This window comes from Sphingobacterium sp. HSC-15S19 (assembly GCF_050433745.1).
In the GTDB taxonomy this organism is placed as follows: Bacteria; Bacteroidota; Bacteroidia; order Sphingobacteriales; family Sphingobacteriaceae; genus Sphingobacterium; species Sphingobacterium siyangense.
Window position 1 is genome coordinate 39,255 of sequence record NZ_JBNPWQ010000039.1, and the last position, 11,666, is coordinate 50,920.

Genomic DNA, 11,666 nt, shown 5'->3' on the forward strand with positions numbered 1-11,666 from the left:
GACAAAATTAAATTAATCAAATGCTTTTTTCCGAACATAATTTGGCTTTGCGCCCCGCACAATATGGTAGCATTGAAATTGTCTGTGGATCGATGTTCTCGGGCAAGACTGAAGAACTGATTCGCAGGCTAAAACGAGCACAATATGCACGTTTGAATGTCGAAATCTTTAAACCAGCGGTTGACAAGCGATATGATGAAAAGTTGGTCGTTTCTCACGATAGCAATAGCATCCCATCAACACCCGTTGATCATTCTTCAGCGATCCTACTCTTAAGTTCATCGACCCAAGTTGTCGGAATCGATGAAGCACAATTTTTTGATGACGGTTTGACAGAGGTATGTGTCAAATTGGCAAATAGTGGTATCCGGGTGATCGTTGCCGGTCTCGATATGGATTTTCAAGGGCAACCATTTGGTCCAATTCCCAATTTAATGGCAGTAGCCGAACACGTCACGAAGGTGCATGCGGTTTGCATGCAATGTGGCGCTCCAGCGAATTATTCCTACCGCCTGACCAAGGATACGGAAACCGTGCTTTTGGGTGAAAAAGAAGCTTATGAACCACGGTGTAGACCTTGTTATTTCGGCTTGAATAAGTAAATGATCCAAAAAGTTAACTAAAATCTGCCAAAAGGACCATAAACGCTATTTGGCATAGGATTTGAAATATACTTTATAAATAAGAAGATTAACGCTTTTAATAGCGACAAAATACTTTTCATAATTTAGGTTTATAATTGGTTAGTTAGCACCTCCTTGCCCATCAAGGGGGTGTTTTTTTGTTAAAAAAGAACGCTGTCCCCAGGTTACTGAGCACAGCGTTCTTTTTTCATGAACTCCTATAGGCAAGGCTTAAGGCTGAACACCGTAATTTATAACCTTACGGCCAATGTTACCTGTTTGATCCATTCCCTCGACGATGACCTTGTAATTTCCATTTCCATCGGCATTATAAAATTGAATGGCAGCTTCCCCCGTCTCTGTGATTGAGACTTTCGGATTCCAGTAAATGGTCGTTCTCAAATCGTTTACAGCCTTTCTTTCCGGCGTATCGTATTTTGGAATATAGAATTTGCGTTCTTTAATATAACCTAGAGGATACATATCGATCACATTTGATTTTGGCAACATGCTCTCAATTTCACTCAATGACATTCGCGGTTTCTTCGCTTCCACTTTTTTCGTATAAATGGACACAACACCATTATTTTGATACATTCTGGAGACTGTTCCCAATTCATCACGTAAGAAGATTTCGATTCCTTCGATATCCGCGACATTGATGCTGTTCAATCCAGGCTCATCAATAGCCATACCGTTCAGAAAGAACTGAACAGGCGTGCGTCCCCCCGCATTATAATCGCGGGAAACATAATATTTCAATGTCTGCGGATCATAAGTAATGCCAGTTAATACCGTTTGAAGACACATGGTCAACACGTTACAACCGGTCAAACGCTCGGGTTCAATACGGTGTTCCGGCATGGATAAGCCCGAAATAGATGGAAAATCTTTATTGGTGATTGCTTTCTTCACTACGCCTGTCACTTCGACCTCATCCAGAAGGATCGATTTTCGATACTCTTTTCGGCTATTCGCCAAATAAGGAGCAAAAGCCTGGTCTATATTCGGCACAAAATAACTTTTATAGCCATTATTCTTATCGATCTCCGGGTAAAAGCTCTGATCCATATTAATAACCAGGCTCCGGTAATTGTCGTTAGAGCGGGCATTAACCGTTACTTTAGACGAGTCCGGGAACACAAGATCCTTAAAGGTGAATCGTCCATTCTGATCCGTATAAACGTCTTTCTTAATATTACGCGAAGGAACCGATAAAAGTAACCCTCCATTTGGATAAGGGCGTCCAGTATTCATCCGAAGTATACCGGATAATTCAATTCCTTGCTCGGGAAGAAAACTGATCTGTGGCAACTTCTCCGATATAAGTGTCGGGTAGTCAAATCGACGGTATCCCTGTGTCATTAATAGTGCATCCAGCGCTTTATCCCGATTGGGATTCTTTTCATCGAAATATGAATTTGGGTTTTCTACATTTCCTTTGAGGTCCGAAGTCAACAGAAAGTTGCTCACAATAGAGAGATCTGCCTGATCATTATAAGGAACTTTGGATTCGTCTATTACAGCGACTGAATAGCTTCCGGGGAACTTCTGCCCATTGTTGTCCACAGCAAGTTTAAGATTGACCAAGTCTTTAGCCTTATAGCTTTGCTTATCGCTGGTAACTTGAATATTTAAAAGCTTTTCACTTTGAACAAATGCCAAGCGTTCGCTGATAGGTTTTCCGTCCGGACTCAATAAGGTTACCTGAACAATACCATTTGGCAAACGCTCTTTCGGAATATTGACTAATGCAGACGAAGATTTTAAATTCACCTGTGCGCCAAAACAGAGATGGCCATTCGACTGAACCAAAACATAATAAGATTGCCCCGGGTTCTTTGAAAAATTCTCCTCGCTAGTTACCACGGCAAACTCCGCATTCGTGGCATCCTGTTTTACAAAAACAACATTTGCCTTGTCACTGACAACAGCCGGCAATTTGTATTTGCGCTCCTGTCCATTCTCAAACTTCACAACAGCTTGATAATTATCTCCTGCGAGCGGCAGAAGAGAAAAATAGCCCATTCCAGTTCCAAAGTCTGCAAACTCCGCTACCGACTTGCCCTTTGAATCCAAAATACTACCTTTTACCTTTAGCCCCTTACCATCGGATCCAATGGCTTTAAATGCAACTTTTTTGGCCAATCCAGCGATAATATCACCCCCTTCAGGAAAGAATTGCACATCTGCATCCCACAAGGCATTTTTGAGCAAGAAGGAACTGGACAAAGGTTTTTCATTTTTATTTTCCTGAATGCTAATCTTCAGTTGTCCTTTCTCCAGATTTGCCTTTTCTTTTGCAGACAGGTTTATGGTTACTTTCCCCAGCCCATCGGTCTCAGCTTTGCCCTTGTCGAAGGTTTCCCATCCCGACACAAACTCCCAATTGATTTTTGAATTGATCATCGGTTTTCCCGTACGATCGCGGAACTGTATGACAGCTTGGGTTTTATTACCACCAATGTTATTTTGAAATTCAATGTTCGTAATCAATTTCTTATTGATTACATCCCCGATTGGCACCACTTTGTTAAAAAAGTAAGCATTATCAAAGTTGGCCATCCATTTTGTGTAGGCCCTAAAGCGATAATTGTCCTGAGACATAAATTGAGGATCAAGTACAATCTGCCCATTTCCTACCCCTTTATCCAATGGAATTTTTAGTGTCTGAATCAGGGAATCGCGACTGTTCAGCACTTCCACGTAAGCTATTTTACTCGGCTCATATTCGGCCAAATTGCGGGATAAATAGGTTGAAAACCAGAGAGTATCCCCTACAGCATAATAAGGCTTGTCGAAATGTAAATGTACCTTTTCAACTGGGTAAACCTGAAAATATTTCTGAACTCGTTCTACGATTGTATTAATAGGCAATGTAGGTGTAGTCTGGGCATAAGTGGTCCCTATTCCTAACAGTCCTATCGATAAAGTCAATAGTTTTATGTGCTTCATTGAAAGTCTTAGAATAAAAAATGAATAGCTAAATATATTCAATTTTGAGCAAAGACCAACCGCATTGGGGTATTTTTAACATTTATTATACCTATTCATGGGACGATTTCCGACGCGCTAAAAGTAATTAGAGCAATGGAGCCAAAAGCCTACAGATAGAATCTACTCCTCTTTTCCAGCGGCTTCGCTGCATCCACTTTCGAATTGTAATCAGGTCTGAAACTTCGATATCAGCCAAAAATTGTGCATTAAGACGGTCGCAAAGCGCTTTATCCGATACAATTCCCGAGATTTCAAAGTTGATGTAAAAACTTCTGATATCCAAGTTTGTCGTACCGATATAGGCCAGCTTCCCATCAATGCAGATGGTTTTGGCATGCAGAAATCCCTTTGTATAGAGGTATACATTAACTCCTCTTTCCAGTAGTGGTTTTATAAATGAGAAGGAGGCATGCTGTACAAAAAACGAATCAGACTGGGCCGGCAACATCAAGTCCACACGGACACCGGAAGATACCGCGAGCATTAAAGCAGTCGTCAATTGATCGCTGGGAATAAAATAAGGTGTACACAACTGTACATATTCTTTTGCTTCGTTGATACCGGCAATAATTGCTTCCATATTGAAAGGTGCTGGCGATCCAGGATCACTGGCTGTAAATCCTACTCCACTCTCATCTTCATCGGTAAGTGGAAATCGGTTTAAATAACCGCGGCCCAATTCAAACGGTTCTGCATCTGTCTGGTTCCAGCTGTTCCAAAACTGGATTTGCAAGGTATTTACTGCTGCGCCGACAACCATCATCGCCGTATCCCGCCAGTAAATCTCATTTTTTCCGTTATTGATATATCGATCTGAAATATTGATTCCGCCGACAAAACCTATTTTCCCATCGATCACCGCTATCTTGCGGTGATTTCGGTAGTTGCTATTCGCCAAGGAACTAAAGGTCACCGGAAGGAAAGCTTGAAACACAAAATCGGGTTTATGCCGCCGTAAATATTTAATCACATCCGGAGCACCAAAACTATCCAATATCAGGCGAACAGTCACGCCAGCCTTTGCTTTTTCTTCTAGAATATGTAAGATTTCCTGCCCTACATCATCCATTTCCCAGATATAATATTCCATGTGAATGGAATGCTGCGCAGCTTTAAGGCGATCTATAAGTACTGGAAACTTTTCTTCCCCATTGATAAACAGGGTGACATCGTTGTTGAGGGAAAAAGTAGAGATCTTCTGATTTTTAAGGTAGCGGTATACCATAGCCAAACTACCGATCCGCTCATTTAACGTATAGATATGTTCCTCCATAATTTCGGATTCCTTACGCCAGGCATCCAGTAGCTTTTTGGACTGCTCGCGATACACACGCTTCATCCTTTTGACCTTCTTAAACTTCTGACCAAAGAAATAATAACTGAGCAAACCGACGACAGGTAAGAAAACAATGACCATAATCCAGGCGATGGTCTTAGAAGGATTACGGTTTTCGATCAAAATCGTCCCGATTACACCAATATAAAGGATGAGTAAGGGAATCCAATAATAGGTTAATGCAATCTGTAAAATATGATGAAGTACCTCCATATTGTGTGCTAAGGGTTTTACCAAATATAATACTTAGCATCGACATATTGTTTGTCGTTAAACACAGTTTATTGCACCATCTACATGAATGAACGGACTTAAATAGGGAATATCTAAATTGGCACCCCGGAGTATAAACCATATCCCCAATAAGAAATAGAGAAAAGGAATCCATTTCGAAAATCCAATTTTGAAAGATCGGGAGAAATTTCCCAAAAAAGAAAACACAAACAAGAGCGGGATAGTACCTAAGCCAAAAAACAACATAAAAAAGAAACTCTGCTGTGGGCTATCCGCATTTATGGACGACATAAGCGCCATGTAGACCATACCACAGGGCAACAATCCATTCAGTACACCGGCAACAAAGCTACCGCCCGGTTTATAGAGCCATTTCGACAATAACCGTACGATTGGCTGAACAGCCTTCGTCTGCCAGCTGGCAATTTTTCGATTATGTTTACCAATAAGCTGAAATAAAGCAATTCCAATCAGGATGACACCTGTAGCCCAGCTTAGACTACGCTGCCAGCCCTGGATCTGCGCAAATGTTCCGATCGTACCCAGTAAAAGTCCCAAACAACCATAAGTCAGTACCCTACCGGATTGATACAGTATTTTATTTAAGAAAACGTTCCAACCAAAGCCTTGCCTTCCTTCAATGGCGAAAATTAATGGACCACACATGACCGCACAGTGTATGCTTCCAAACAATCCCATGAAAAATGCAAAGTAGGTATAACTCATTTCCGTAAACTAAAATAAAATATGCTCTTCAAACAAAAAATCCTTACCTACACTCTTCCAGTCGATATATAAATTCCACATGCCTTTATCGAACGTGGAAATGGGCAGTGTATATAAATTACTGGTTGTCTGAAAGGGCAATTCTTTATCCAATCGATTATCCGAAGGTTTTCGAAACAGCAATTTTCCCTTATTATCTTTGGAGACAAAATGAATATACAAGGTATCTTGCCTGATTTCAATTGTCGGTGATTCCTTCATCATCAATACATTCTGCTTTTTATCGTAAGCTTGATCATAATTCAGTCCCTGCTCGTAATAATCGTCTTCTTCCAGACTATCCGAATCGTGACTCACCATATATATTCCTGCTCCGACTATACACAACATAAATACCGCCAAGGTTAAAAAAATTTTTGTACCCCAATTCATTGTTTTTCATTTTAATTCATACCCGGAGGCGCTATAAAAGTAGTTTTTAAACTTTCCACTTTCTTATCGCCCGAATAGATAGCTAATTTTACATTACTTTTATAGGTCTCAACATCCTTATTTGCGATAATTAGAAAAAAGCTCAGTGTCGCATGCCCATCTTTACTCAATTTTTGAATAGGATTGACCAGTTGAATCTTTAAGCGGGGGTCATCACAGACCAATTTAAAAGGCATTTCTTTACCAGACTTATTAATCAATTCCAAAGAATACAGGTTGCTTATTGTCTTATCATCACGAAGCTGGTAGGTACTTCCCTTTGCGCGGAGCAGTCTACCGTCCACCTGAGAACGATTGAACAACAGAAAACCAAAAACCGACATTAAAGCAACCAGCACGACCGAATAAGCTATTGCTCTCGTATTGCTTTTTTTCTTCAGTGTTCCTTCAATCTCACCCATTGGATAAAAACCAATTAACTTTTTCGGCTTTCCGATTTTGTCCATCACAGCATCACAGGCATCTATACAGGCCGTACAGCTCACACATTCCAATTGAAGGCCATTTCGAATATCAATTCCTGTGGGGCATACATGTACACAGAGCTTGCAGTCCACACAATCCCCTTGCGTCGTCACTGCATCCTTTTGCTGTTTTCCTCTTGGCTCCCCGCGTCTATGATCATAGGCGACAGTGATACTTTGGTCATCCAGGAGTACACCCTGCAATCTGCCGTAAGGGCAAATTGCAATACAGACAATCTCCCTGACGTAAGCAAACACGCCATAGAAAACCAATGTAAATATGATTATTGATATCAGTCCACCGATATGTTGGTCCAATGGATCAGTGATAATCTTCATCAGCGCATCAACACCGATGATATAAGACAAAAAGATATTTGAAATGAAAAATGATATGATTAAAAATATACCATGTTTCAAGAATTTTTTAAATTGTTTTTGATCCGTATTTGGTCCCGCATCCAATTTCTTTTGTTGCTGCCAATCACCTTCGATCCAATATTCAATTCGTCTAAATATTAATTCCAAAAAAATGGTTTGGGGGCAAGTCCATCCACACCATACCCGTCCAAAGACAACAGTAAACAAAACCACACATACCATCACGATTAACATACCGAATACGAATATGTAGAGATCTTGTGGATAGAAAAGATTTCCTAAGATGGAAAACTTTCGCTCAATAATGTTGAACATGAGAAACGGTTCACCATTTATTTTGATAAAAGGAACGATAAACAAGAACAGCAGTAGTGAATACCCAACCCACTGTCTTTTTTTGTAAAGCTCTCCCTGCGGTTTTTTGGCATAAATCCATTGTCTTTTTTTTGACTTAGATTCACCGTTATTGGCATTATTCACGACTGCTGTACTCATTGCTATTTCAATTTACTACTCTGCTTTTTTATCTGCTTCAGCTGGACCTGTTTTGGCATCATCCGCTGCTTTCTCTCCGTTTGCCGCCTGACCACCGCCATAGGATACCTCATCACCTTGCGGAGCTTTAGGGTTAGCAGGGTTTGTATCCCTTAAGGTGACAATATAACTGGCAACCTGTGCGATTTGAGCGGGACTTAACGTTTGTTCCCATGGCACCATTCCTTTATCAGGAACACCATACTTAATGGTTTTGAAGATGTCTTTAATCTCACCACCATGTAGCCAAAACTTATCGGTCAAGTTGGGTCCGATACCTCCCTCACCACTACCTCCGTGACAAGCGACACAGTTTGCTGCAAAGATCGCTTTTCCATCAGCTGCCATTTCCGGCTGAAACTCCACGCTACTTTCGTCTACATTACTCGCAGAAGCAGTAAGATAAGCCTGACGCTCTTTCTCGGCAATGACCATCTCATGTTCATATTCCTGGTCCTGGTTCATTCCGATACCCGACACCTGATAAACAAATAAGTAAACAAGGCCGAAAAAAATCGTTCCATAAAAAAGGAAATTGAACCAGATCGGAATCGGATTGTCCAATTCGCGGATACCATCATACTCATGGTCTATGACAATATCCTTTTCTTCTGAAATCGGTCTGATCCCCATGATCTTGTTCCACGACCTTTTCATCCAGCCCTTATTCGCCACCTTTTTGAGCTTTTCCTCCTGGGCCAATTCAGGCATGGTAATCTTAATGATGGATTTCATCGCGCGATTGACCATCAATGCCGAAGCGAGAAGAGCCAGCATCACAACGATCAATACAACAATTAAGATATCTGTGTATAAATTATCTGTACCGAATCCTATCGTAGATTGAACAACTTCTGCGGTAGCTGGTGCAGTATCCAATAATAAACTCATATATTATAGACTTTCAGGTGAATGATTCAGTTCCTTTTCTGTTTCATCTTCTTCCAAAGGCAATTCCTTCATATAAGTAACATAGTCTTTTTTCATTCGAAACAACATTATTGCTACTGAAATGAAGAACACCAAGAAGATCCAAAGTGATGCAATTAGATAAAGCTCACTGCCGTTTAGATTTGTTATTTGCTTAAACATAGCTTTATTGATTTGCGTTAACATTATCAGCTACTTTTGGAGCTGCTTTTATATCTGTTCCTAATCGCTGTAAGTATGCAATTACAGCTACAATCTCACGGTCAGCTAACACATTCACTTGATTTTGTTTTAGATCATCAGCAATTTTTTGTGCCTGTTTGGTGAGATCCTGTTCAGCATGTTCAATTTCCGCATCGGTATAAGGGATTCCCAATTTCCGTAACGCCTTCATTTTATCTTGCAGAATAGCATTATCCAGCTTCTGATCGATCAACCAAGGATATGTTGGCATGATACTTCCAGGCGAGGTAATCGTTGGATCCAACAGGTGATCAAAGTGCCATTTATTAGGATATTTTCCACCGATGCGATGCAGATCAGGTCCTGTCCGTTTCGAACCCCATAAAAACGGTGTATCGTAAACAAACTCACCCGCCTTGCTATACTCCCCATAACGGGCGGTTTCGGATCTAAATGGACGAATAGTTTGCGTGTGACAGTTTACACAACCTTCTCTCACGTAGAGATCCCTTCCCTGCAGTTCCAATGCTGTATAAGGTTTTACACTCGCAATTGTTGGAACATTTTTAGAAATTGTAAAAGTCGGCACCATCTCCACCATACCCCCGATGAGGATGGCGATAAGAGCCAGTACCATAAATAAAATTGGCTTACGTTCAAGACGACGGTGTTGAGACTGTTCATTTACTTGAACCGGCAATAATGCAGGAGCTTCTGCTGGCTCATTGGCCAAGAGCTTCCCTTGTTTCATGGTTTTGATCAAGTTAAAGGTCATTAGGAAGACCCCCGACAGATAAAGTGCACCACCTATTGCGCGCATCATGTGCATCGGCAAAATTTCTAACGTTGTCGCCAGGAAGTTTGGATATTTCAAGACCCCTTCTGGTGTAAATTCTTTCCACATCAAGCCTTGTACTACGGCTGCCCAATACATCGGGATCGCATAGAACAAAATACCCAAGGTACCTATCCAAAAGTGTGTTGATGCCAATTTTTTAGAATATAATTCTGTCTTATATATACGTGGTATCAACCAGTACAGAATACCAAATGTCATAAACCCATTCCATCCCAAAGCACCTACGTGTACGTGCGCTACGATCCAGTCGGTAAAGTGAGCAATCGCATTCACCTGTTTCAAGGATAGCATAGGGCCTTCGAAAGTCGCCATACCATAACAAGTAAGGGCCACGACCATGAATTTTAACATAGGCTCTGTCCGTACCTTATCCCAAGCACCACGTAAGGTCAACAAACCATTGATCATACCGCCCCAGCTTGGAGCAATCAACATGATGGAGAATACAACCCCTAAAGACTGTACCCAACCCGGTAGCGCCGTATAGAGCAAATGGTGAGGACCTGCCCAGATATAAATAAAGATTAAAGACCAAAAGTGAAGAATACTTAACTTGTAAGAGTAAACAGGACGGTTGGCCATCTTAGGAAGGAAATAATACATCATTCCCAAATAAGGGGTTGTCAAGAAAAAAGCAACTGCATTGTGACCATACCACCATTGTACCAGTGCATCCTGCACGCCCTTGTACACATAATAGCTTTTCCAGCCAGCTACAGGCAATTGGATGGAGTTAACAATATGCAATACGGCTACTGTAACAAATGTGGCAATATAGAACCAAACTGCGACATACATATGACGTTCGCGTCGTTTGATAATAGTACCGAACATATTGATTCCAAATACCACCCAAATGAAGGTAATTGCGATATCAATAGGCCATTCCATTTCGGCATACTCATGGCTTGAAGTAAGACCGAGTGGTAGAGTAATAGCCGAGGCAACAATAATTAATTGCCAACCCCAAAAATGGAGCTTGCTCAAAGCATCACTAAACATTCTTGCTTTAAGCACCCGCTGTAAGGAGTAGTAAACTCCCATAAAAATACCATTACCTACGAACGCAAAAATCACCGCATTGGTATGTACAGGACGTACACGGCCAAATGTAGTAAATTGCAATCCGAAGTTCATTTGGGGCCAAACAAGCTGCGTCGCCACAAGCAATCCTATGGTCATACCAACTATTCCCCAAATAATGGTAGCGATTCCGAAATTCCTGACAATCTTGTTGTCGTAATTAAATTGCTCTAACTGCATTACTTAAATTGTTGATTCTGGTTCAAAAGTAAGCAGCAATTTATGACAATCTAATGATGGGTAATGCGTAAAAAAGTGATGTACGTCACTTTTGTATTACAGTATTACAAGGCTTAGTTACTAATTTCGGCTACTGGATCTAAATGACTTAGCGAAAATTGAGATTCTGAAAGGTACTTTTCACCAGTATATCTGACATCAAAAGTGACCATAATCAAATTTCCTACCGTACAGTGCGTTATTTTAATAACAATATGGATTGAAATCAATGCTATATTCACAAATTTATTCCGAAAACATCGAGGACTATCCGCATGAAGCGAATTGCATCTATAGCGTATCTAATCTTATCAAAGTCGCAAACCTTAATCTTTCAATGTATTGTACTATCCAACTGTAGCCAGTGAGCCAAAGCCTTTTCGAAAAGGAGCAGTGATGGCATGAGCTTGAGCAGACACAATAAAGGCTGCGGGGCGGCTCCGGTCGGGGAAGTATGGAAGATAGGTAATAGCATTGTACGGGGAAGTAGCGGGTAGTACGGGGAGTATCTAAACGAAAGAAGCCCTTGACTGTTTCCAGCAAGGGCTTCCGTGTAAAAAAAGGCACCGACCTACTCTCCCACCTGTTACGGCAATACCATCGGC

8 protein-coding genes are annotated in these 11,666 nt (G+C 41.0%); 1 reads left to right on the plus strand and 7 read right to left on the minus strand.

Annotation, left to right across the window (positions count from 1 at the left end; all coding sequences use genetic code 11):
• Positions 1-20 precede the first annotated feature (20 nt).
• The gene (locus L1283_RS24015; protein ID WP_046671893.1) at positions 21-602 is read left to right on the plus strand and encodes a thymidine kinase; all 582 of its coding nucleotides are present in this window, start codon (positions 21-23) and stop codon (positions 600-602) included.
• 252 nt (positions 603-854) lie between these two features.
• On the opposite strand, the gene L1283_RS24020 is transcribed toward L1283_RS24015, so the two are convergent.
• From L1283_RS24020 to ccoN, 7 genes are all read right to left on the minus strand, one after another.
• A complete protein-coding gene (locus L1283_RS24020; protein WP_286851448.1) occupies positions 855-3,578 on the minus strand; it encodes a carboxypeptidase regulatory-like domain-containing protein in 2,724 nt (907 codons plus the stop codon).
• A 127-nt stretch (positions 3,579-3,705) separates the two neighbouring features.
• Entirely contained in the window at positions 3,706-5,169 is a 1,464-nt protein-coding gene (gene cls / locus L1283_RS24025; RefSeq protein WP_286851449.1) for a cardiolipin synthase, read from the minus strand.
• Positions 5,170-5,226: 57 nt separating this feature from the next.
• Complete coding sequence (locus tag L1283_RS24030) at positions 5,227-5,916, minus strand: sulfite exporter TauE/SafE family protein (RefSeq protein ID WP_286851450.1); 690 nt, start codon at positions 5,914-5,916, stop codon at positions 5,227-5,229.
• Between the two features lie 9 nt (positions 5,917-5,925).
• Entirely contained in the window at positions 5,926-6,348 is a 423-nt protein-coding gene (locus tag L1283_RS24035; protein ID WP_286851452.1) for a FixH family protein, read from the minus strand.
• A gap of 11 nt (positions 6,349-6,359) precedes the next feature.
• Complete coding sequence (gene ccoG / locus L1283_RS24040) at positions 6,360-7,748, minus strand: cytochrome c oxidase accessory protein CcoG (protein WP_286851454.1); 1,389 nt, start codon at positions 7,746-7,748, stop codon at positions 6,360-6,362.
• A 15-nt stretch (positions 7,749-7,763) separates the two neighbouring features.
• Positions 7,764-8,678 (minus strand): cbb3-type cytochrome c oxidase N-terminal domain-containing protein, encoded by a 915-nt coding sequence (locus L1283_RS24045; RefSeq protein WP_112374199.1) that lies wholly within the window; start codon positions 8,676-8,678, stop codon positions 7,764-7,766.
• Positions 8,679-8,883: 205 nt separating this feature from the next.
• Positions 8,884-11,022 (minus strand): cytochrome-c oxidase, cbb3-type subunit I, encoded by a 2,139-nt coding sequence (ccoN, locus tag L1283_RS24050; RefSeq protein WP_429626508.1) that lies wholly within the window; start codon positions 11,020-11,022, stop codon positions 8,884-8,886.
• Positions 11,023-11,666: the final 644 nt, after the last annotated feature.